The organism is Gordonia cholesterolivorans, assembly GCF_039531975.1.
Lineage (GTDB): Bacteria > Actinomycetota > Actinomycetes > Mycobacteriales > Mycobacteriaceae > Gordonia > Gordonia sihwensis.
In genome coordinates this window covers 165,177-187,227 of record NZ_BAAARB010000005.1, presented here as the reverse complement: position 1 = coordinate 187,227, position 22,051 = coordinate 165,177, and the positions used below count along the sequence as shown (strand labels likewise).

At 67.2% G+C, this 22,051-nt stretch carries 20 protein-coding genes and 1 tRNA gene; 12 read left to right on the top strand and 9 right to left on the bottom strand.

Annotated features, from left to right (window positions below; all coding sequences use genetic code 11):
• Positions 1-83: 83 nt before the first annotated feature.
• Positions 84-608: a hypothetical protein gene (locus tag ABFX36_RS07160; RefSeq protein WP_006895214.1), complete on the bottom strand. Its 525-nt coding sequence runs from the start codon at positions 606-608 to the stop codon at positions 84-86.
• A 224-nt stretch (positions 609-832) separates the two neighbouring features.
• Here ABFX36_RS07160 and aceE point away from each other — a divergent pair, with 224 nt between their 5' ends.
• The 7 genes from aceE (at position 833) to ABFX36_RS07125 (ending at position 10,110) form a co-directional block, all read left to right on the top strand.
• The gene (gene aceE, locus ABFX36_RS07155) at positions 833-3,619 is read left to right on the top strand and encodes a pyruvate dehydrogenase (acetyl-transferring), homodimeric type (RefSeq protein WP_062366628.1); all 2,787 of its coding nucleotides are present in this window, start codon (positions 833-835) and stop codon (positions 3,617-3,619) included.
• Positions 3,620-3,778: 159 nt separating this feature from the next.
• On the top strand, positions 3,779-5,056 hold the full coding sequence (locus ABFX36_RS07150) for a PucR family transcriptional regulator (protein ID WP_006895210.1): 1,278 nt from the start codon (positions 3,779-3,781) through the stop codon (positions 5,054-5,056).
• A 195-nt stretch (positions 5,057-5,251) separates the two neighbouring features.
• Entirely contained in the window at positions 5,252-6,163 is a 912-nt protein-coding gene (locus ABFX36_RS07145) for an ACP S-malonyltransferase (RefSeq protein ID WP_006895209.1), read from the top strand.
• Between the two features lie 107 nt (positions 6,164-6,270).
• Positions 6,271-6,573, top strand: coding sequence for a meromycolate extension acyl carrier protein AcpM (gene acpM, locus ABFX36_RS07140; RefSeq protein ID WP_006895207.1), 303 nt, complete (start codon positions 6,271-6,273; stop codon positions 6,571-6,573).
• A 1-nt stretch (position 6,574) separates the two neighbouring features.
• The gene (locus tag ABFX36_RS07135; RefSeq protein WP_006895205.1) at positions 6,575-7,840 is read left to right on the top strand and encodes a KasA/KasB family beta-ketoacyl-ACP synthase; all 1,266 of its coding nucleotides are present in this window, start codon (positions 6,575-6,577) and stop codon (positions 7,838-7,840) included.
• Between the two features lie 27 nt (positions 7,841-7,867).
• A complete protein-coding gene (locus tag ABFX36_RS07130) occupies positions 7,868-9,319 on the top strand; it encodes an acyl-CoA carboxylase subunit beta (protein ID WP_006895204.1) in 1,452 nt (483 codons plus the stop codon).
• A 272-nt stretch (positions 9,320-9,591) separates the two neighbouring features.
• Positions 9,592-10,110 carry a DUF3145 domain-containing protein gene (locus tag ABFX36_RS07125; protein WP_006895202.1) on the top strand — a complete coding sequence of 173 codons (519 nt, stop codon included), beginning with the start codon at positions 9,592-9,594 and terminating at the stop codon, positions 10,108-10,110.
• Between the two features lie 87 nt (positions 10,111-10,197).
• Here the strand turns inward: ABFX36_RS07125 and ABFX36_RS07120 are convergent, their stop codons facing one another.
• From ABFX36_RS07120 to ABFX36_RS07090, 7 genes are all read right to left on the bottom strand, one after another.
• A complete protein-coding gene (locus ABFX36_RS07120; RefSeq protein WP_006895200.1) occupies positions 10,198-11,322 on the bottom strand; it encodes a baeRF11 domain-containing protein in 1,125 nt (374 codons plus the stop codon).
• A 105-nt stretch (positions 11,323-11,427) separates the two neighbouring features.
• On the bottom strand, positions 11,428-12,249 hold the full coding sequence (locus ABFX36_RS07115; RefSeq protein WP_006895199.1) for a serine hydrolase domain-containing protein: 822 nt from the start codon (positions 12,247-12,249) through the stop codon (positions 11,428-11,430).
• Between the two features lie 11 nt (positions 12,250-12,260).
• Positions 12,261-12,641: a hypothetical protein gene (locus ABFX36_RS07110; protein WP_006895198.1), complete on the bottom strand. Its 381-nt coding sequence runs from the start codon at positions 12,639-12,641 to the stop codon at positions 12,261-12,263.
• Positions 12,642-12,668: 27 nt separating this feature from the next.
• A complete protein-coding gene (locus ABFX36_RS07105) occupies positions 12,669-13,547 on the bottom strand; it encodes a hypothetical protein (protein ID WP_006895196.1) in 879 nt (292 codons plus the stop codon).
• A gap of 120 nt (positions 13,548-13,667) precedes the next feature.
• On the bottom strand, positions 13,668-14,798 hold the full coding sequence (locus ABFX36_RS07100; protein ID WP_039866974.1) for an NDMA-dependent alcohol dehydrogenase: 1,131 nt from the start codon (positions 14,796-14,798) through the stop codon (positions 13,668-13,670).
• Between the two features lie 125 nt (positions 14,799-14,923).
• The gene (gene fadD5 / locus ABFX36_RS07095; protein WP_006895192.1) at positions 14,924-16,522 is read right to left on the bottom strand and encodes a fatty-acid--CoA ligase FadD5; all 1,599 of its coding nucleotides are present in this window, start codon (positions 16,520-16,522) and stop codon (positions 14,924-14,926) included.
• Positions 16,523-16,585: 63 nt separating this feature from the next.
• Positions 16,586-17,386: an enoyl-CoA hydratase-related protein gene (locus ABFX36_RS07090; RefSeq protein WP_006895190.1), complete on the bottom strand. Its 801-nt coding sequence runs from the start codon at positions 17,384-17,386 to the stop codon at positions 16,586-16,588.
• A gap of 173 nt (positions 17,387-17,559) precedes the next feature.
• Between ABFX36_RS07090 and ABFX36_RS07085 the strand changes: the two genes are divergently transcribed.
• Positions 17,560-18,822 (top strand): TetR/AcrR family transcriptional regulator, encoded by a 1,263-nt coding sequence (locus ABFX36_RS07085; protein ID WP_006895189.1) that lies wholly within the window; start codon positions 17,560-17,562, stop codon positions 18,820-18,822.
• On the opposite strand, the gene ABFX36_RS07080 is transcribed toward ABFX36_RS07085, so the two are convergent.
• Positions 18,767-19,438, bottom strand: coding sequence for a hypothetical protein (locus tag ABFX36_RS07080; protein ID WP_006895188.1), 672 nt, complete (start codon positions 19,436-19,438; stop codon positions 18,767-18,769). The genes ABFX36_RS07085 and ABFX36_RS07080 overlap by 56 nt on opposite strands.
• A 127-nt stretch (positions 19,439-19,565) precedes the next feature.
• Here ABFX36_RS07080 and ABFX36_RS07075 point away from each other — a divergent pair, with 127 nt between their 5' ends.
• The 4 genes from ABFX36_RS07075 (at position 19,566) to ABFX36_RS07060 (ending at position 21,941) form a co-directional block, all read left to right on the top strand.
• Entirely contained in the window at positions 19,566-20,705 is a 1,140-nt protein-coding gene (locus ABFX36_RS07075; protein ID WP_006895186.1) for an acyl-CoA dehydrogenase family protein, read from the top strand.
• Positions 20,695-21,384 carry a GntR family transcriptional regulator gene (locus ABFX36_RS07070; protein ID WP_062366620.1) on the top strand — a complete coding sequence of 230 codons (690 nt, stop codon included), beginning with the start codon at positions 20,695-20,697 and terminating at the stop codon, positions 21,382-21,384. The genes ABFX36_RS07075 and ABFX36_RS07070 overlap by 11 nt, the downstream gene beginning before the upstream one ends.
• A 64-nt stretch (positions 21,385-21,448) precedes the next feature.
• Positions 21,449-21,520 (top strand) — tRNA-Asn (locus ABFX36_RS07065).
• Positions 21,521-21,728: 208 nt separating this feature from the next.
• Complete coding sequence (locus ABFX36_RS07060) at positions 21,729-21,941, top strand: helix-turn-helix domain-containing protein (protein ID WP_346075627.1); 213 nt, start codon at positions 21,729-21,731, stop codon at positions 21,939-21,941.
• Positions 21,942-22,051: the final 110 nt, after the last annotated feature.

The window sequence follows — 22,051 nt, the reverse complement described above, 5'->3', positions numbered from 1 at the left end:
GTAAAGGCAAACTACCCCCGAGCACAGTGTCTAACCGCCCGAAGTACGGGATTGGGGCTTCTCTGCAACGGATTCGGGACGGTTCACGCCGATCCCGCGGGGAGATACCCCGCGCACGTGTCGAGTAGTGCGGTACGGTCCGCGTCCCATCTGTCGGAGGCGCCGTTGAGCGCTTGGCGCCGCTTCGCCTGAATCTGCTCGGCCAGGCGTTCGGCACTGGCGACGAACGCCTCCACCTGCGCGTCGACCTTCTCCGGCACCTCGGGCGAGACGGCCTTGCGGACTTCCTCGGCGCCCGTGTCGAGAGTGTCGACCGCCCAGCGGTCCTCGGATCCGACCTTCTCGTAATCCTGGACCTCGTTGAGGCGTTTGACGAAGGCGTTGTAATCGCGTGCCATCACACCGGCCGAAGTGATCACCTGCTGGCACAATCGGACGACGGCGACCTTCTCCGCTTCGGAGGATCCCGCGCGGGCGACGGTCCTGGTGACCGTGCCGACCGAGACCGTCGGACTCGGCGACTCGTCGTCCGATGAGCACGCCGGGACGGCGGCGACAGCGGTCAGCGCCGTCGCCGCGACCACGATCGACCGAGCCGTCCGGCCCACGAGGTCCCCCTTTCGGGAGAGAAGCAGCGGATACGCCGACGCTACCGCACCCGAGCGGCATGTGACTGGACACATCTTGCGCCAGGGCCGGTGATTTGCGGCACGATATAGGCAAGGCCGCACCATCGTTCCGCGGCACGTATCCGGCCGCCCCACCCCGGCGGCCCCGACATGCAGTTCGCGGCGGCAATCGCTTCGGTGGACTGCGAGATAGGTGGCAGACAGTGACTGATCAGATCGCCGGCACCGACAAGGCCGGCGCGCCGGCGTCGAGCGGGAGCCGCGTTCAGGTCATTCGGGACGGCGTCGCGTCCTACCTGGTCGACAACGACCCCACGGAGACCGACGAGTGGCTCGAGTCCTTCGACGCCATGCTCGCCGACGCGGGCCCCGAGCGCGCGCGGTACCTCATGCTGCGCATTCTGGAACGCGCGGAGGACAAGCGTGTGGGCATCCCCGCGTTGACGAACACCGACTACGTCAACACGATCCCGACCGAACTGGAACCCGAGTTCCCCGGGGACGAGGATCTGGAGCGCCGCTACCGCGCCTTCATCCGGTGGAACGCCGCGATCATGGTCCACCGAGCGCAGCGGCCCGGCATCGGCGTGGGCGGCCACATCTCGACGTACGCGTCGTCCGCCTCGCTCTACGAAGTCGGCTTCAACTACTTCTTCCGCGGCCAGGATCATCCCGGCGGCGGCGACCAGGTCTTCATCCAGGGCCACGCCTCACCCGGCATCTACGCGCGCGCCTTCCTGGAAGGACGCATCGACCAGGCGCGGCTCGACGGCTTCCGTCAGGAGCAGAGCCACGCCGGCGACGGCGGCGGGCTGCCGTCGTACCCGCATCCCCGGTTGATGCCGGAGTTCTGGCAGTTCCCCACCGTCTCGATGGGCCTGGGCCCGATGAACGCGATCTACCAGGCCCGGTTCAACAAATACCTGCACGCGAACGGCATCAAGGACACCTCCGACCAGCACGTCTGGGCGTTCCTCGGCGACGGTGAGATGGACGAGCCCGAGTCGCGCGGTCTGGCGCAGGTCGCCGCCATCGACGGGCTCGACAACCTGACCTTCGTCATCAACTGCAATCTGCAGCGGCTCGACGGCCCGGTCCGCGGCAACGGAAAGATCATCCAGGAACTGGAGTCGTTCTTCCGCGGCGCGGGCTGGAACGTCATCAAGGTGGTGTGGGGCCGCGAGTGGGACGATCTGCTGCACGCCGACAAGGAGGGTGCGCTGGTCAACCTGATGAACCGCACCACCGACGGCGACTACCAGACCTACCGGGCCAACGACGGCGCGTTCATCCGCGACCACTTCTTCGGCCGTGATCCGCGCACCAAGGAACTCGTCAACGATCTCTCGGACGAGGACATCTGGAACCTCAAGCGCGGCGGTCACGACTACCGCAAGATCTACGCCGCATACGCCGCCGCCATGGCCCACAAGGGACAGCCCACGGTGATCCTGGCGAAGACGATCAAGGGCTACACGCTCGGCAAGCACTTCGAGGGCCGCAACGCGACCCACCAGATGAAGAAGATGACGCTCGACGATCTGAAGGCCTTCCGCGACACCGCGCATGTGCCGATCACCGATGCGCAGCTCGAGGCCGACCCGTACCTGCCGCCGTACTACCACCCGGGTATGGACTCTCCGGAGATCCAGTACATGCTGGTACGGCGCAAGCAGCTCGGCGGATTCGTCCCGAGCCGCAAGGTGGCGGCCAAGCCGCTGCAGGCCGATCCGGCACCCGCCCTCAAGGCCGTGGCATCGGGCTCGGGCAACCAGCAGGTGGCGACCACCATGGCGCTGGTCCGCATCTTCAAGGAGCTCCTGCGCGACAAGGAGGTCGGCAAGCGCATCGTTCCGATCATCCCGGACGAGGCCCGGACCTTCGGCATGGACTCCTGGTTCCCCACCTTGAAGATCTACAACCCGCACGGCCAGAACTACACGTCCGTCGACGCCGAACTGATGCTCGCCTACAAGGAGGCGGAGAACGGCCGGATCCTGCACGAGGGCATCAATGAGGCCGGTTCCACAGCCAGCTTCACCGCGGTCGGCACGTCGTACGCCACGCACGGCGAGCCGATGATCCCGCTGTACATCTTCTATTCGATGTTCGGCTTCCAGCGGACCGGCGACGGTCTCTGGGCCGCGGCCGACCAGATGGCCCGGGGATTCGTCATCGGAGCCACCGCGGGCCGCACCACGCTGACCGGTGAGGGTCTGCAGCACGCCGACGGACACTCTCCGCTGCTCGCCGCGACCAACCCGGGCGCCGTCTCCTACGACCCGGCGTTCGCGTACGAGCTCTCGCACATCGTCGTCGACGGTCTCGAGCGCATGTACGGTCCGGATGCGGAGAACGTCTTCTACTACGTGACCGTCTACAACGAGCCCATCACCCAGCCGGCCGAGCCGGAGGATCTGGACGTCGCGGGGCTGCTCAAGGGCATCTACCGGTACCGGAGGGCACCGCAGCCCGCGGCGCACTTCGCGAACATCCTCGTCTCGGGCGTCACGATGGGCGATGCCCTGCGCGCCCAGGACCTGCTGGCGCAGGAGTGGGACGTGGCCGCCGACGTGTACTCGGTGACCTCGTGGTCGGAGCTCGCCCGCGACGGCATCGCAGCCGATCGGGCCGAACTGCGCAACCCGGGGTCGTCGACGCGGCCGTACCTCACCGAGGTGCTGCAGTACGCCAAGGGCCCGTTCGTCGGCGTCTCGGACTACATGCGCGGCGTCCAGGAACAGATCCGCGCGTACGTTCCGGGGACGTATCTCACCCTCGGCGCCGACGGCTTCGGATTCTCCGACACCCGCCCCGCCGCACGCCGCTACTTCAATATCGACGCCGAATCCATCGTCGTCGGAGTACTGGTGGCGCTGGCCCGCGACGGCAAGATCGACCGCACCGTCGCGGCCGACGCCGCCCGGAAGTACCAGATCGACGACGTCTCGGCTGCTCCCGAGCAGACCAGCGACCCCGGCGTCGCCTGACCGGTCCGACCACCCGAACGCCGGCGACCTCGCGTCGCCGGCGTTCGGTCGTCTCGGCGCGGGGGGACGTTCGACGGACAGCGCCCGCGACCATCGGCCCAGTCCGGCCGGCCGATACGACCCGGCCACAGCGGGTCGCGAGCGGTCTACATTGAATCCGTGCCTGATGCCGAACCCGACCCCCGTCTGAAGACGACGCGCGCCACCGACGTCTTCGGCGCGCGCGGCGCCCACGTGCCCGCGCCGGCCACCGTGCACGACGCGCTGCCCGACACCCTGCTGCGCCGCGTGAAGCAGTACAGCGGCCGACTGGCCACCGAAGCGATCCACTCGATGTCCGAGCAACTGCCCTATTTCAGCGACCTCGACGCGGCGCAGCGGGCCAGCGTGCAGTTGGTGGTCCAGACGGCGGTCGTCAACTTCGTGGAGTGGATCCAGGACCCGGAGGGGAACGTCAAGTTCACCGTCCAGGCATTCCAGGTGGTCCCCCAGGACCTGGCCCGGCGCATCTCACTGCTGCAGACGGTCGAGATGGTGCGCGTGGCGATGGAGTTCTTCGAGAAGTGGCTTCCGCTCCTGGCCCGGAACGACGCCCAGCTCCGCGCACTCACCGAATCGGTGCTGCGGTACGGCCGGGAGATCGGATTCGCCGCCGCCGCGATCTACGCCTCGGCCGCCGAGTCGCGTGGCGCGTGGGACTCGCGCATGGAGGCACTCGTGGTCGACGCCGTGGTGCGCGGTGACGAGGGCCCGCAGTTGCTCTCGCGCGCGGCGGCACTGAACTGGTCCACCGACGCCGCGGCGACGGTGATCGTCGGATCTCCGCCCCCGGAACAGAACGTGTCGGTCGCGTTGACGCTCCACAACACCGCCAAACAGTACGACCGCGCCGCACTCTCGGTGGTGCAGGGCAGCACCCTCGTCGCGATCGTCGAGGGGCCGCTGCGGCCGTCCGACCGCTTTCTCACCGACCTCCTCGAGCACTTCGCCGAGGGTCCCGTGGTGATCGGCCCGACCACGCCCAACCTGGGATCGGCCCACGCGAGCGCCGTCGAGGCCATGGCCGGACTCCGGGCGGTGGTCGGATGGCCCAACGCGCCGCGACCGGCTTACAGCTGGGATCTGCTTCCCGAGCGGGCGCTCAACGGCGACCGCTCAGCGATCGAGACGATGGACGAGACGATCGTGGAACCCCTGAGCGGTTCGGAGACCCTCGTCAACACCGTCGAGGCCTACCTCGACAGCGGCGGCCAGGTGGAAACTTGTGCCAGGGAACTGTATATCCATCCAAATACTGTGCGGTATCGCCTAAAGAAGGTGGCCGACATCACCGGACGTGACGCATCTAACCCCCGAGACGCTTTCGTTCTGCGTGTCGCACTGACCATCGGGAGATTGGCACGAAACCATCAAGGAACGCCCCATTCAGCCCCCTGAGTAACACTCGTCACGGCAAAGTAGCCGTATAGACCCTGTTCGGTGTTTGTCAGACTCGATCGCGTAACGGATCTCAACCCGATGACGATGGGAACACCGACAGAGTCACTTTTGTAGGAACCCTACAAATATCGCCGCCAAGGTTCGTACCCAGCAACACCACTACGACACAGCTGAAAGGTGTTCCCTAGTCACGTGCTTTCGTTGCTTGCGCCCGGCCAGGGCTCCCAGACACCCGGCATGCTCACCGAATGGTTGGAGCTGCCCGGGGCTCGTGACCGCGTCTCCGCGTGGTCCGAGGCCATCGGACTCGACCTCGAACGCCTCGGAACCACAGCGACGGCGGAGGAGATCACCGATACCGCGGTCACCCAGCCGCTCGTGGTCGCCTCCGCACTGCTCTCGTTCGACGAGTTCCGCCGCCGCCACGGCGAGTTGCCCGCGGACGTCGTGATCGCCGGACACTCGATCGGCGAGGTCGCCGCCGCCGCCGTCGCGGGCGTCCTGACGGCCGATGAGGCGATGATCCTGGCCGGCGTGCGTGGCGCCGAGATGGCCAAGGCCTGCGCGCTGGAGGAGACCACCATGGCCGCGATCCTCGGCGGCGATGAGACCGAGGTGCTCGCCTTCCTCGACGATCTCGACCTCGTGCCCGCCAACCGCAACGCGAGGGGACAGATCGTCGCCGCGGGTTCGGTCGTCGCCATCGACAAGCTGATCTCGGCGCCGCCTGCCAAGGCGCGCACGCGCAAACTGGCGGTCGCCGGAGCGTTCCACACTCGGTTCATGGCACCGGCGCAGGACGCGTTCGCCGAGGCAGCGGCGCAGATCACGCCCGCCGACCCCACCCGGACCCTGCTCTCGAACGCAGACGGTCGCCCCGTTCCCACCGGCGCCGAAGCCCTGCGCCGACTCGTCACTCAGGTCACCAGCCCCGTACGCTGGGACCTCTGTTCGGACTACCTCCGCGAGGCGGGCACCGACGCGATCGTCGAACTCGCGCCGGGCGGGACGCTCGTGGGCATCGCCAAGCGTGAATTGAAGGGCGTGCCCTCGCGAGCCGTCAAGGTCCCCGCCGATCTGGAGGACCTCCCAGGACTTGGATAGCGGTCGGCAGCACCCGACCCCCGGAAGGCCTCACGGCCCGTCCACTCAGCACACGCTGACTCCGGAAAACCAGATAGCAGTACAGAAACGAAGAAGGGAGCCACACCGTGGCCGCCACTCAGGAACAGCTCGTCGCAGGCATCGCCGAGATCATCGAGGAAGTCACCGGCATCGAGCCGTCGGAGGTGACGCTGGAGAAGTCGTTCGTCGACGATCTGGACATCGACTCGCTGTCGATGGTGGAGATCGCCGTCCAGGTCGAGGACAAGTACGGCGTGAAGGTTCCGGACGAGGATCTCGCCAGCCTGCGCACCGTCGGCGACACCGTCGCCTACGTCCAGAAGCTCGAGGCCGAGAACCCCGAGACCGCTGCAGCCATCGCCGCCCAGATCGAGGGCGGCCAGGCGTAGCATGACCGAGCTGCGTGACTTTTCCACTCGCGGTGGAGAGTTCCCCAGCGTGGTGGTGACCTCCATGGTCGCCACCACGCCCCTGGGAGCTGATCTCGACACGACCTGGGAAAATCTCGTCGCCGGTAAGACCGGCATTCGGGAGCTGACCGACGATTTCGTCGAGCAGTACAAATTGCCGGTCAGCATCGGTGGTCGTCTCGTCGACGACCCGACCAACGAAGTGACTCGCATCGAGGCGCGACGCATGTCGTACGTCGAGCGGATGTCGCATGTGATGAGCAAGCGCCTGTGGGCGCAGGCCGGCGAGCCGGAGGTCGACCCCGACCGGCTCGGCGTGGTTCTCGGCACCGGCATCGGCGGCGCGGACTCGCTGATCGACGCCGACCGAGCTCTGAAGGACACCGGCAACTACCGCAAGGTGTCGCCGCTGGCCGTCTCGATGGCGATGCCCAACGGGCCCGCGGCCGTCGCAGGTCTCAACATCGGCGCACGCGCCGGCGTCATCACCCCGGTCTCGGCATGCTCGTCGGGTGCGGAGGCGATCGCACACGCATGGCGTCACATCGTCATGGGCGACGCCGACATGATCGTGTGCGGCGGCGTCGAAGGACACATCGACGCGGTGCCGATCGCAGCCTTCAGCATGATGCGCGCGATGAGCACCCGGAACGACGATCCGGCGTCCGCGTCGCGCCCGTTCGACTCCGACCGCGACGGATTCGTCTTCGGCGAGGCCGCGGCCATGCTCGTCCTCGAGCGGGAGGACCACGCCAAGGCGCGCGGTGCTCACATCCACGCTCGGCTGATGGGCACCGGCATCACCTCGGACGGGTTCCACATCGTCGCCCCCGACCCCTCGGGGCAGGGCAACACCCGCGCGATGGCCCGAGCCCTGCAGACCGCCGGTCTGCAGAAATCGGACATCACGCACGTCAACGCGCATGCGACGTCCACCCCCATCGGAGACACCGCAGAATCGCTGGGCATCCAGGCCGCCGTGGGCAACCACGCAGCCATCTACGCGCCCAAGTCAGCCCTGGGCCATTCGATCGGCGCCGTCGGCGCTCTCGAAGCGGTCCTGACCATCAAGTCGGTGGAGGACTCCGTCATTCCCCCGACGCTGAATCTGGACAACCTGGATCCGGAGTGCGGCGACATCGACGTCGTACACGGTGAGGCTCGCCGCGGACAGATCGACTTCGCGCTGAGCAACTCCTTCGGATTCGGTGGGCACAACGTGGCCTTGGCATTCGGCCGATACTGATCCCCAACCCCCGCATAGGAGAACCCGATGACCACACTGGCACCCATCCCCGGCCGTGAGGAGGCGACGGATCCGCGCGATCCGTTGCTGCGGTTGACTAGCTTCTTCGACGACGGAACCGTCGAGCTGCTGCATCCCCGAGACAAATCGGGTGTGCTGGCGGCGATCGGCGACGTCAACGGTGTTCGCACCGTCTCCTATTGCACCGATGGCACCGTGATGGGCGGTGCCATGGGGATCGTCGGCTGCGCTCACATCGTGAACGCGATCGACACCGCGATCGCCGAGCAGGCGCCCGTCGTGGGCATCTGGCACTCGGGCGGCGCTCGACTGGCCGAGGGCGTCGAGGCCCTGCACGCTGTGGGGGGCGTGTTCGAGGCCATGGTGCGCGCATCGGGTTACGTGCCGCAGATCTCCGTGGTGGTCGGGTTCGCCGCGGGCGGTGCCGCGTACGGACCGGCCCTGACCGACGTCGTGATCATGGCTCCGGAGGGCCGGGTCTTCGTGACCGGGCCCGACGTGGTCAAGAGCGTCACCGGCGAGCAGGTCGACATGGAATCGCTCGGCGGACCGCACACCCACGGCAAGCGCTCCGGCGTCAGCCACATCACCGCCGACTCGGAGGCCGACGCGTACTGGCGCGCCCGCCGTCTGGTCGGCACGTTCTCGCAGCAGGGTCACTTCAACCGGGAGAAGGCGGAGGCCGGCGACACCGACCTGCGCGCACTGCTGCCCGAGTCGAATCGGCGCGCCTACGACGTCCACCCGATCGTCGAGGCCCTCCTCGACACCCAGCTCGCGGCGGACGGCGAGTCGGAGGTCACCACCTTCGAGGAGTTCCAGGCCAAGTGGGCCCCGAACATCACCGTCGGCTTCGGCCGCTTGTCGGGCCGCAGCGTGGGCATCGTCGCGAACAACCCGCTCCGGATGGGCGGTTGCCTGAACTCGGAGGCCGCCGAGAAGGCCTCCCGCTTCGTGCGCCTGTGCGATGCCTTCGGTGTGCCGATCATCGTCATCACCGACGTCCCCGGCTACCTCCCGGGCGTCGGCCAGGAGTGGAACGGCGTCGTGCGCCGCGGCGCCAAGCTGCTGCACGCGTTCGCCGAGTGCTCGGTGCCGCGTGTCACGCTCGTGACCCGCAAGATCTACGGCGGCGCCTACATCGCCATGAACTCGCGCGCCCTCGGCGCCACCGCTGTCTTCGCCTGGCCGGGCTCCGAGGTCGCCGTCATGGGCGCCAAGGCCGCCGTCGGCATTCTGCACAAGAAGACCCTCGCCGCGGCCCCGGAGGAGGAGCGCGAGGAGCTTCACGAGCGCCTCGCCCAGGAGCACGAGCAGATCGCAGGCGGCGTCGGCCGTGCCCAGTCGATCGGCGTCGTCGACGAGATCATCGATCCGGCCAAGACTCGCAGCATCATCGCCGAGGCCCTCGCTTCGGCGCCTGCCCGACGCGGACGGCACAAGAACATTCCGCTGTGACGCGCACTTGGAGCGCATGAGTTCGACGATGTCCCCGGACGCCTGTACGGCGCCGGGGACATCGTCGTTCCCGGCGGACTGCGCCGGCCCGTCGTCCGTCGCCCGTCGTCCGTCGTCCGTCGTCCGTCGTCCGTCGAGGAACACATCCGCACCAAAAAGAACTAGCGCAACACGCACATCACAAGGCATACTTTGTATCAGCAGTGTGATATCCGAGTTCCGGCGTAGGTGCGCTTGGGGAAGACGTTCCTCGTCGAACCGGAGGTGAAAAGGTGCGCAATCTGAATCAGTTTGCGGACATGACGAGCGGCGTGGTCTACATCCACGCCTCTCCCGTCGCGCTGTGCCCGCACGTGGAGTGGGCGCTGTCGTCGACTCTGAATGCGCGGGCCGACCTGAAGTGGTCCGAACAGGACGCCGAGCCCGGCCGCATGCGTGCGAGCGTCGACTGGACGGGGCCGGTCGGTACCGGCGCACGGCTGACCAATGCGCTGCGCGAATGGTCCGGCCTGGTCTTCGAGGTGACCGAGAACCCCAGCGAGGGTGTCGACGGCGAACGCTTCTGCTATCTGCCGGGGCTGGGTCTGTGGCGTGGGTCCACCGGAGCCAACGGTGACGTGATCGTCGGAGAGATGCAGTTGCGCGCGCTGATGGACGCACAGCCCGACAGTGCCGGCCTGGCCGGAGAGCTCGATGCCATCCTCGGCACCGCGTGGGACGAGGGCCTGGAGAACTACCGCATGGGCGGTGTCGGCGCAGAGGTCACGTGGCTGCGCCAGCGGGTGGGCTGAACAGCCGCCGCACCCCGGTTCTTCGACAGACGACGGGCGGTCGGAGCGTTCTGCTCCGAGCGGCCGTCGTCTGTCGCGAGCTCTGTCCTAGGTACTCAGCGGGTAACGCAGCCGAGCCGTCACGGTGCCGTTCCAGATGTCGGAGACGATCTCGGACGCGCGAACCGGAATCACCCGGCCGCCCGTCTGCAGCACCCACACCGCGATGCGTGACAGCAGGTCGTAGCCGTCGTCGGCGTACGTGACGTCGCCCGTCTCGTTGTCCAGGCGCCCGAGGACGTCGACGGTGAAGTCGTACACCAGGGTGTCGACGTTGCCCGCGACCGCCGCCCGTGCCACATCCACGAGGTCGGTCGCGACGAGGCCCTTGGCCACGCCGTCGGCGATCTTCTCAACCGTCGCGTTGGCGCGGCGGGAGTTGATGTCCGCGAGTTCCTGGCGGATCCTGGCATCGATCTGCACCGCCGTCAGTTCGTCGGGGCTTCCGGGCACCGCGACGAGTTCGCGGAAGCCGCGGTCGAGGTTCCGGTACATGTCCAGCAGCGGATCGGCGGCGAACACGAACAGCGGGCGCTCGGCGGACGGGTCATCGGCGTCGATCGCCTTCACCACCACCTCGTGCACGCGTTTGGCGTACGTCTCGAGGAGCAGCTTGGTGCCCTCGTCGCCGTGCAGCCGACGGGCATGGATCCGTCCGCGCACCGTCGCGCGATTGGTGGCCTCCGCGACATCGCCGATGCCGTCTGCCTCCACCTCCATCTCCGACGCCAGCTCCGTTCCGGACGCCTGCCACAGGTTCCACCCGTCGGCCGACAGCGTCAGCGCGTAGGCGTCCTGCGGGGCCGCCGCCGCGCGCACCAGCTGTCCGACGTCGAAGTAGCTGCCGACCTGAAGCTGGTTCTCCAACTGGTTCGGGAGGACGAACATCTCCGCCTCTTCCGGAGTGATGAACACCGCCAGCGAGTGCGACAGCTTGCGCCACCCCTCGTCGGCGAGAATCGCCGTGGTCCTCTCGCGCAGGGCCGACTCCAGCGCGTGGTTCCCGCCGCCGTTGCGGAGCGACCGGATGGCGCGGTCCATCGCGCTCTTGACCGTGGTTCGGGCGAGATCGTACTGCGCGGCACTGGCCTGCGCATAGACGGTCACCGCGTGATCGCGCGGCGACCCGAGTTCGAGCAGCTCCGTCGTGGTCGGGAGTTCATAACGTGCCACGAAACGCCTCCTTCGGGTTCTCGGGTGCGAACGCGGCGACGACGCGCCCCCGCACCCGACTGACTCCACCCGGATGTGAGGCGAGACCGCGTCCTGGTTCCGAGGCTACCCGCCGGAGCCGTCGAGTTCGTCGAGTATTTCCTGGTTGAACTCACTCCAGAGGGGCTTGGCCCACGGCCCGAAAGGCCGGTCGGTGAGGACCACCGCGGCGGCCCGCCGGTCGGGGTCCACCCACAGGAAGGTCCCGGCCTGGCCGAAGTGCCCGTGAGTCCGCGGGGAATGAGCGGGAGCCGTCCAGTGCGGGCTCTTGGTTCCCCGGATCTCGAAGCCGAGGCCCCAATCGTTCGGCCGGTGCTTACCGTAGCCGGGGACGAATCCGTCGAGCCCGGGAAACTGCACCGACGCCGATTCCGCTGAGAGACCAATGGAGATCAGCCGGGGTGCGAGCCGCTCGGCGGCGAACCGGGAGAGGTCCGCGACGGTCGACCGTGCACCGTGCCCGGCCGGACCGTATAGTTCCGTCGCCGTCAGTCCGAGCGGATCGCAGACGGCCTCGCGCAGATAGTGGGCGAAGGCGATGCCGGTCTCCGCTTCCACCGCTTCGGCTAGCACCTCGAATCCCGCGCTCGAGTAGATCCGCTGTTCGGCCACGCCTGCGACCACCTGCCGGCTGTCGAAGGCCAGGCCCGATGCATGCGCCAGCAGGTGCGCGACGGTGGCTCCGGGCGGGCCGGCGGGAGTCCGCAGATCGATCGCGCCCTCTTCCACCGCGACGAGCACGGCCTGCGCGACGAGGAGCTTGGTGACCGACGCGAGCTCGTACACGCGGGCGAGGTCGCCGAACGTTCCGGCGGTTCCCTCCGCGGTGAGCACGGCCGCGGAGACGTTGTCGACAGGCCAGTCCGAAAGCGTCTCGAGTGATCTCACGCCTACCGACCCTACTCACCGGCACGATCGCGCGTTCGGTGTCCCGGCGTGGCGGGATCCCGCTCCACCCTGATGATGTTGACCGACCGCGCGTAGACCGACTCCACTGTCAGCACCACCGCGCACAGGATCGCGATCGTGCCCGGTACGAAGACCAGCAGATCGTCGATCCTGTCCCATGCGGCCGGACTCCACAGCGCGACCCACGTCAGCATCAACGCCACCACCGTCGAGAGTTCGCCGAGAAAGCTCACCACCACGAACAGCAACGCGGCCCGCCGGTGACGCCGCACCGACGTACGCGAGAAGTGGAAGTTGGCCGCGAACGCCAACAGCAGGACCGCGAACAATGACAGCAGCAGCCCGAGATCGTCACTCGTCAGCTCACGCACGACACTCCCCGTCTCCGATCGGTGCGGTCAGCGGCCCGGCGTCGGCGTGCCTGCGGGAGCGGGCGTCTCGACATCGGTGTTGACCGAGGGCTTTCCGTCGGAGCCCGTCGTGAACTGGTCGTCGTCGAGCGTGGAGGTGACGTCGTCGACGTCGCCGAGCACGGCGTCGACCCGCTCCACCGGGATCCCGCAGTTGTTGATCGCCTCGGAGACCCACTTCTTCGTCAGCCGGTCCTTGCCGTCAGCATGCGCCTGGTCCACCGTGCCGTCGAGGATCGTCGCCGACCGCCGGAGATCGGGTACGTCGGCGCAGACGTGGAAGACCGAACCGCCCTTGGTGTAGTACACGCGGTTCTTGCCCGTCAGCTGCTCGACCACATTGGTCTCGACGCCGTACTGCTCCACCGAGGGCGGATCCCAGTCGGCGCCGGCCAATCCGACCAGAGCCGCGACGACGATCGCCACTGCGCCCGCGATCCCCTTCTGCTTCCCGTCCATGTCCTTGTTCAGGAAGATCAGGACGATCAGCGGGAGGAAGGCGATCACCGTGACGATCACGCCGAGCTGGTTCTGAACGAAGAATCGGACCCGGTCCTTCTCGGACGCCGGATCGTAGCGATTGGCCTTCTTCCACAGCAGCGATCCGGCCAGCGCGAACGCGCCGATGACGACGATCATCACGATCAGCAGCCACATCCGGAGCGGATCCTGACGCAGCACCCAGAAGATGGTGACGAGTTCACCCGCGATCGCAACTGTCCACAGCACTGCGGCGACGATGCGCAGAGTCAGAGCCGTCGACTTCGCCTCCGGCGAGGCCGCCCAGGCTCCGCCCTCGACGGTCTCGCGCTCGGCGATCTCCGCTCCCCGCTCGGCACGTGAACGCGAGCTCCTCTTCTCGGTCATCTCTCCCCTTCGCCGCCGGCAGTCGGACCTCCGGCCGCTGCCCGGGCCCACTGCATATGAAGATCCGCCGGCCCGATGAGCCGGCGGATCTTCAGGATGTCAGAATCTCGCGAGCGGGGCCTAGCGATCGGCGTCGGTGTAACGGATGACGCCGCGGATGTTCTTGCCGTCGAGCATGTCCTGGTAGCCCTCGTTGATCTGGTCCAGACTGTACTGGCGGGTGATCATCTCCTCGATCTTGAGCTTGCCGATCTTGTACATCGACAGCAGATTCGGGATGTCGAGCTTCGGGTTGGCGCCGCCGAAGATGCTGCCCTGCAAGTTCTTCTGCAGCAGCGTCAGCATCGACAGGTTGAGCGTGACCTGGTTCTCCATCATGTTGCCCATGCCGGTCAGTACGCACGTGCCGTTCTTGGCGGTGATGCTCAGCCAGGTGTCGACGTCCTCGCCGTGCACCTCGCCGACGGTGACGATCACCTTCTGGCACATCCCCCACTCGGTGGCGTTACCGATCTCGTTCATGGCCTCCTCGACGGACGCGAAGGCATGAGTCGCACCGAACTTCAGGGCCTGCTCACGCTTCCACTCCACCGGATCGATGGCGAAGACGTTGCGCGCGCCGGCGATGACCGCACCCTGCAGGGCAGCTGTTCCGACGCCACCGACGCCGATGATCGCCACATCCTCACCCGGGCGGACGTCGCCGCTGCGGGTGGACGATCCGTAGCCGGTCGGGATGCCGCAGCCGCACAGTGCCGCGACCTCGAACGGGATCTCCTTGTCGATCTTCACCGCCGACGCCTCGTGCACCACCATGTACGGGCTGAACGTGCCGAGGAGGGTCATCGGGTACACCGGCTCACCGGCGGCCGTGTGGATGCGGAAGGTGTGGTCGGAGACGGCTTCGCCCTGCAGCAGCATGGCACCGAAGTCGCACAGGTTGGCCACGCCCGCCTTGCAGGAGCGGCACTTGCCGCACGACGGGATGAACGACAGCACCACGTGGTCGCCGACCTCGAAGTCGGTGACGCCCTCACCGATCTCCTCGACCACACCCGCTCCCTCGTGACCGCCGAGGATCGGGAACCCGCCCATCGGAATGCCGCCGGTCATCAGGTGATGGTCCGAGTGGCACATGCCCGCTGCTTCCATGCGGATCTTGATCTCGTGCGCCTTGGGATCACCGATCTCGATCTCTTCGATCTTCCACGGCGTGTTCAGCTCCCGGAGGATGGCGCCCTTGGTCTTCACAGTCATTTACCTCGATTTCGAATCCCGTTGCGGCGAGGCCGCATCCCACAGATGACGTACGGCCTCAGCCGCATCTGCTAGTGAGGGTAGTCACTTCTCGACAAAAATGAAACACGTTACAGTTCTCAATTCTTGAGTCCGGCGTCTTTGCTGCCGTACGCCTCTCGCAACTGCGGCTTGACGACCTTTCCGCCGGCATTGCGCGGCAGTTCGTCGACGATGACGAGATCCTTCGGGTGCTTGAACCGCGCCAGATTCTCGTTCAGGAACGGTTCCATCTCCTCCAGCGTCAGGTCGTCGACCCCGTCGGCGAGGACGACCACCGCGACCGGCACCTCTCCCCACTTCTCGTGCGCGCGGCCGATGATCGCGGCCTCGGCGACCTTCGGGTGGCCGAAGAGCACGTTCTCCACCTCGGCGCAGTAGATGTTCTCTCCCCCGGATATGATCATGTCCTTCGCTCGGTCGACCACGTAGAGGAAACCCTCCTCGTCCTGACGCACCAGGTCGCCGGAGTGGAACCAGCCTCCGGCGAAGGCGTCCGCGGTGCCCTGCGGGTTCTGCCAGTAGCCGGCCATCAGGTTGGGGCCGCGGTACACGATCTCGCCGACCTCGCCCTGCGGCACGTCGTTCATCGCGGCGTCCACCACGCGCGCGGTGACGCACGGGACGACCTTCCCGATGGAGCCGAGTTTGCGCAAGGCGTCCTTGCCCTCGAGCACGCACGTGATCGGCGACATCTCGGTCTGTCCGAACACGGCCACGTTCATCGCGTCCGGGAAGGTCTCGTTCATGGCTCGCAGCACCGTGTCCGAGGCCGGCGCAGCGCCCCAGCTGACCACGCGCAGCTTGAGCTCGCGGGGACGTGCCTGCTGCGCGGCGCACACCGCCTGCCACTGCGCGGGCACCAGGAAGATGGAGGTCGTGCCCTCCGCCTCCAGGACGTCGAGCATCTGCTCGGGATCGAAATTGCCGAGCGGATGAATCACGGTGGTCGCACCCATGTAGAAGGTCGGCGTCATCGCACCGAGCGCCGCGATGTGGAACATCGGGGCGACGCAGGACGCGATGTCGTCGGATGCGGTGTTCAGCGCCTGAATGCACGTGACCGCCTGCGCCTGCAGATTCTGGTGCGTCAGCATCGACCCCTTCGGCTTGCCGGTGGTGCCGGACGTGTACATGATCAGGGCGACGGTGTCCTCCGGCACGTCGATATCGGGCAGCGGCTCACCCTGCTCGGACACGAGATCCTCGTACGCCAGGTGCGCGGGGTTCGCGACGTCGCCGACCGTGATGATCTCCTCGACGGAGCCGGTGATCTGCGAGACGGCGTCGGCCAGCGGGGCCAGCATCGTCTCGGTCGCGATCACCCGGGCACCCGAGTCGGAGACGAGGAAGGCCACCTCGGCGGGTGCCATCCGGATGTTGACCGGGACCGGGATCGCCCCGATCAGATTCGCGGCGAGCGTGAGTTCCACGTACTCGGTCCGGTTGAGCATCAGGACCATGATTCGATCGCCGAATCGCACACCGCGGCGCAGCAGCGCCGCCGCCAGCGAATGCGTCCGGTGGTCGAGCTCCCGCCATGTGGTGCTCTTGCCCAGGAAACGCAAGGCCACCCCGTCCGGGCGGGTCTCGGCGTGTCGGCGGACCTGGTTGTTCCAATGGTTGCGGCGCGAACGGAGCGGTTCGTCGGTGAGCGTGAAGCCCAGGGTCTCGGTCATGTCATCTCCTGTCGAGGTGCGGAAATAGCGGGCGCGGCGAGAAGCACGGGTGACGCCGGTCGGTCAGCGGCCGGCGACGAACGACGTCAAGGCGGACTGGAACTCCGGCGACTGGAGGAGCTCGGTCTGACCGGAGATCTCACGCTCGAGCGCCTCGTCGAATCCGCTCAGCGAATGGCGGTCGAGAGCCGACTTGGTCAGCGCGAGCGCGCGCGGGGAACGGCGGGCCAGTCGTCCGGCAACCCGGTCGACGGCCGCCGCGAGCCCGGCCGGGTCATCGAAGAACGCCGTGATGAGCCCGGCGTCGTACGCATCGGCGGCCGACAGCTTCTCCCCGAGCAACGCCATCGCGTTGGCCCGAGCACGGCCGACCGCCGCGGTGAACAGGGCCGACGCCCCTCCGTCCGGCATCAGGCCGATATTGACGAATGCGAGCATGAAGTAGGTGCGGCTGGTGGCGTAGACGAGATCGGCCGCGACAGCCAGCGACGCGCCGATGCCGACTGCGGCACCGTCGAGCGCGGCGATCACCGGCATCGGCAGCCCCCGAACCGCGCGGACCAGATTCGACCCGTTCTCGATGATCGCCCGGGAGGCGGCCTCGTCGAAGCCTCCCGAGCCCCGCGCGTCCTGCGCCATCCCCGCCACATCGGCTCCCGCGCTGAACGATCCGCCTCGACCGGACAGGATCACCACGCGGACGTCGGGACTCGCCGCCCACTCGTCACACAGGGCGATCACGCGCGCGGACGCGGGCCCGTCGAGTGCGTTCATCTGCCGGGGCCGGTCGATCTCCAGACGCGCGATCCCGTTCGCATCGATGCTCGCCCAGACCCCGTCACGGCACTCGGCCTCGCTGATCATCGCGCTCCTCGACTCGGTGAACCCTGGCAATCGCCCCCACCGTAGCACCGGAAGTGATCTACATCATGCGAATGTAAATTAACTTACCACCCTAATAATTGTCCTCTACCAGCTTGTTCTCTCTTCTAGGTTTCCAGATTCATCGCAACGGAGGTTCGCTAGCATCGTTTCTCATGGAAACCGGAGACGACTGCGGCACCGCCGAACGCACACGCAGACGCCCGGCCGACAGGCGGGAGGTGATCCTTGCTGCCGCCGCGCGCAGTTTCGCTTCGTCCGGATTCCACGCCACCCGCCTCGGGGCGATCGCCGACGAGGCCGGAATCTCAGCGCCCGCGCTGTACAAGCACTTCTCGGGCAAGTACGAACTCTTCGCTGCCTCGCTGATCCATCTGGCCGGACAACTGGCCGCCGCGGTCGCCGCGGTGCCCTCCGAGGACGACCCGCGCAGCGAACTGCTCGCCGTCGTCCGGTCGATTGCCGCCAACGCGCTCGACAACCGCGAATCCGGGAACGTCTACCGGCGCGAACCCCGGCTGTTGCGGGGAGACGATCGCCGACGCCTTGCGGAACTGTCGGCGACGACCCGGAACCGGCTCACCGCACTCCTGCGCGGAATGCGCCCCGAAGTCGACGACCGGACCTCGCGGATTCTGGTGACCGCCACCCTGTCCGTCGTCGCCAGCCCGGTGACGCACCGGATCGGTCTCGCCCGTCGTACCGTCCTCGACGTCCTGTGCGCGGCAGTGGAGACTCTCATCGATCTGGACCTGCCAGAGCCGCAGCCCGCGGCCGGCACTCGGGGTCTCGCCCCGGCCGGTCGGCGCGAGACGATCCTCACCGAATCGATCCGACTGTTCGCCGACCGCGGGTTCCATGACGTGACCCTCGAGCAGATCGGCGCCGCCGCCGGTCTTCCGCCGTCCGGCGTGTACCGCCATTTCCCGTCGAAGAACGCGATTCTCGCCGCGGCCCTGTGGCGCGGCTCGGAACGCACCACCGCCGCGATCGCCGAAGGTCTGGCACACGCGAACACTCCCCGCGAGGCACTCGTCGCGCTCGCCGCCGAGTACAGCGCACTGTGCGTCGGCGACCCCGGGATCATGACGGTCTACCTGCGCGACACGGGAGTGCTCGATCCCGCCGACCAGCGCGCGCTGCGGCGTCAGCAGCGCGTCAACGTCGACGAATGGGCGACGTGGCTGCAGCGCGCCCGGCCCGGGGTGGCCCCCGGCGTCGCCCGATTCCTGGTGCACGCGGCACTGAACGTCGCCACGGACCTGACGATCGCCGACCGCGACCTCGATGCACCGACCATCGCGGTCGTCGTCACGGCGGTGCTCACCGGCGAGACCGCTTCGGCACAGGCCGTCGGGGCGCTCACACCACCGACAGATCCGACAGCTTCCACGAATCACCGTCGCGCGACATCGTGATCTTGATGCGCGACTGGTAGTCGATGCCCTCCTTCGACGCATCGGGCGCCAGCGGCGTCTTGACGTTCTGGTCGATCGCGACCAGGACCACCGCCTCGTCGTCGGAGATCGACACGACTCCGGCTTCCCTGGCCACGGCCGTTCCGGTGGCCTGCGCGGCGTCGTTGCCCTCCCGCGCCTGCTGTGAGGATCGGATGTACCGGTCGGCGAAATCAGGCGTCGAGATCGATCGGATCCGCTTGTCGAGATCGGCGTAGTCGCCCGCCGAGTACGTCAGCACGGTGGTCGCGTACTGCTTCGCTGCGACGATCGCCCCCTGCTCGTCTGAGCGCCCCGAACCCGCCGAGTCCTCCGAGACGAGCAAGTAGGCGAGGATCCCGACGACCACCACCAGAAGCGCCGTCGTCGCGGCGAACGCGATGGCGAGCTTGCGCGGCGAATCGGCCGGTCCGCCGACACCGATCTCGATGAGATCCTGATCGCCGTCGGCCTTCTCGACGCGCTCTTCGTCACGGATCCGGGCCCGGCGTTCGCGGTTCTGCGCCAACAACTCCGCTCGGTCCGGGTCCGTTGCTTCCGGCTTCGTCGCTCGTTCGTCGTCGCTGCTGTCGGCCATGATCACCCACTGTAATGATGCGCGAAGGATGGTCGTATGTGACACATGCCACTTCACCGATCGCTAGATATATGTGATACGACTTGTAGGGATCTGTTTCATTCAGCCGATGTCAAGGAGTCACCCCGTGGTCGAATTCACCCCCGAACAGGCAGCTTTCGCGCAGGCGGTCGCCGACTTCTGTGAGCGCGAGGTCGGCACCCGGCAGCGGCGAGACGCACTCACCAACAACGGGACCGAGGCCCACTCCGACGAGCTGTATCGGAAGATGGCCGGCCTCGGCTGGGCCGGAATCAACGTGGCAGAGGAATTCGGCGGCGCCGGCGCGGGCAACGTCGAGATGTGCATCTTCCTGGAGGAGGCCGTCCGCGGCCAGGCTCCGATCGGCGCGGTGGGCCCGACCCTCATCACCGCTGCCGCGTACGCCAAGTTCGCGCACGACGACCTGCGGCGCGAGGTGCTCGCGGGCGTGGTCGCGGGCGACTCACTATCGATCTCGATGTCCGAACCCGAGGCGGGGTCGGACGTCGGCGCCCTGACCTGTCGCGCGGAGAAGGTCGAGGGCGGCTGGAAGATCAACGGGCAGAAGACCTGGTGCTCCAATGCACACTTCTCGAAGAGCATCCTTCTCATCGCCCGCACCGACCGCTCCGGCGGAAAGCACGAGGGTCTCACCCAGTTCCACGTCCCGGCCGACACTCCCGGGCTCAAGATCAGCGGTATCGACACGCTCGGCGGCCGCGAGGTGAACGACCTCTACTTCACCGACTGCTTCGTTCCCGATTCCGCAGTCGTCGGCGAGGTCGGCAACGGGTGGCGCCAATTGATGTCCGGGCTCAATTCCGAGCGCCTCATCCTGGCGGCGATGCAGTTGGGACTCGCGCGACGCTCATTCGACGACACTCTCGCCTTCATCACCGAACGCAAGCAGTTCGGTCGCCCGGTCGGCTCCTTCCAAGCGCTGCGCCATCGGATGGCCGACCACGCCACGGAGATCGCGTGCACCCGGGAGCTCGTCTACAGCGTCGCCCGGGCCGCGGATGCTCATCCGGACCGGCTGATGCCGCGGGAGGCGTCGATGGTGAAGCTGAAGGCAACCGAGACGAGCAAGAAGATGACCATCGACGGGATGCAGATGATGGGCGGGTACGGCTACGCCACCGAATTCGACGCCGAGCGTCTCATGCGGTCGGCGATCATCTCGACCGTGTTCGGCGGCACCAACGAGATCCAGCGCGACATCATCGGAAAGACCTATGGCCTCTGACGCCACCCCGGTCCGTCAGCGGCGACGCCCGCAACTGTCCGAAGAGGTCGCGTCGATCCTCCGGCACAAGATCATGACCGCCGAGGTGCTGCCGGGAGCGCGGATTCGCATCGACGAGACCGCCGTGGAACTGGGCGTGAGCGTCACCCCGGTCCGCGAGGCACTGCTGACCCTGCGGGGCGAGGGCATGGTCCTCCTCGCCCCGCATCGCGGCTACGAGGTCGCTCCGCTCACTCGGACCGACGTCGACGATCTGTTCTGGCTCCAGGGCGAGGCCGCGGCACGGATCGCCCGTCGCACGGCGCGGGTGGTGACCAGTGCGCAGATCGACGAGCTCGCCTGGGCCAACGCCCGGTTCCGCAGCGCCGTGAGGTCAGGCGATCACGAGGACCTCACCGATGCGGAATTCGAGTTCCACCGCACGCACAATCAGATCAGCGGCAATACGAAGCTGGCCTGGGTGCTGCTCAACACGACCCGCTACACACCCCACGCGCTGTACGCGTCGGACCCTGAGTGGGGAGAGCTGACCGCGGATCTGCACGACGAGCTGATCGTCGCCTACCGATCCGGTGACCCGGACGCTGCGGCCGAGTGCATCCGCCGGGAGTTCACCGACGGCGCCGCGCGGCTGATCGCCCATCTGTCGCAGACTCAGATTTGGCAGAACGCCCCCTGAACTGCTGTTTTGCACTCTCCCGGAGACATGGGATAGAGTCTGTTCTCGTTCGCAACGAGAGCAATCCCCCATAGCTCAACGGCAGAGCACTCGACTGTTAATCGAGCGGTTATTGGTTCGAATCCAATTGGGGGAGCAACAAGAAACCCGCTGGTCACAGCGGGTTTCTTGCTTTTCTACCGGCGAGTAGCTTAGCGATTGGGTACCTGGTGGGTACCTCGGAATCGATGACGTTCCGAGAAGTGCTTGCGTTTAGTTGCGGTTATTGCCTACCGTTGAGGCACAACTGCAGAGTCATCAATCACACCTCTCCCGACGACGGGGCAAGTTCCACCGGGAGAAGTGTGTCCGCTGAAGTTTCACCTCTGGCCGCAGACGACGATCTGCGTGCCTTCCGCGTTTCGACTGTCGCCGAACGGCTCGACGTATCCGAAGACACGGTCATCCGCCTCATCGACAGCGGCGAGCTGCGCTCGATCCGTCCGCGAGCACGCGGACGCGTGCTGCTGGTGTCGGCCGCGTCATTGCGGGCTTACCTCTACGGAGACGGCCAGTGACGGGCCGACGGGCTGATGCGGCCCGCTCCACGTCGCACCGTTCCGCGGGTTGCGTCAGCGCAGTGTCGATCGACGGGTCCAGATGGTCACCGTCACCCCTGCTCCACGTC

Coding starts and splice junctions, on each gene's coding strand:
- ABFX36_RS07135 (WP_006895205.1), top strand. CDS start 6,575: ATGACCGAGCTGCGTGACTTTTCCACTCGCGGTGGAGAGTTCCCCAGC.
- ABFX36_RS07130 (WP_006895204.1), top strand. CDS start 7,868: ATGACCACACTGGCACCCATCCCCGGCCGTGAGGAGGCGACGGATCCG.
- ABFX36_RS07105 (WP_006895196.1), bottom strand. CDS start 13,547: ATGACCGAGAAGAGGAGCTCGCGTTCACGTGCCGAGCGGGGAGCGGAG.
- fadD5 (WP_006895192.1), bottom strand. CDS start 16,522: ATGACCGAGACCCTGGGCTTCACGCTCACCGACGAACCGCTCCGTTCG.
- ABFX36_RS07090 (WP_006895190.1), bottom strand. CDS start 17,386: ATGATCAGCGAGGCCGAGTGCCGTGACGGGGTCTGGGCGAGCATCGAT.
- ABFX36_RS07085 (WP_006895189.1), top strand. CDS start 17,560: ATGGAAACCGGAGACGACTGCGGCACCGCCGAACGCACACGCAGACGC.
- ABFX36_RS07080 (WP_006895188.1), bottom strand. CDS start 19,438: ATGGCCGACAGCAGCGACGACGAACGAGCGACGAAGCCGGAAGCAACG.
- ABFX36_RS07070 (WP_062366620.1), top strand. CDS start 20,695: ATGGCCTCTGACGCCACCCCGGTCCGTCAGCGGCGACGCCCGCAACTG.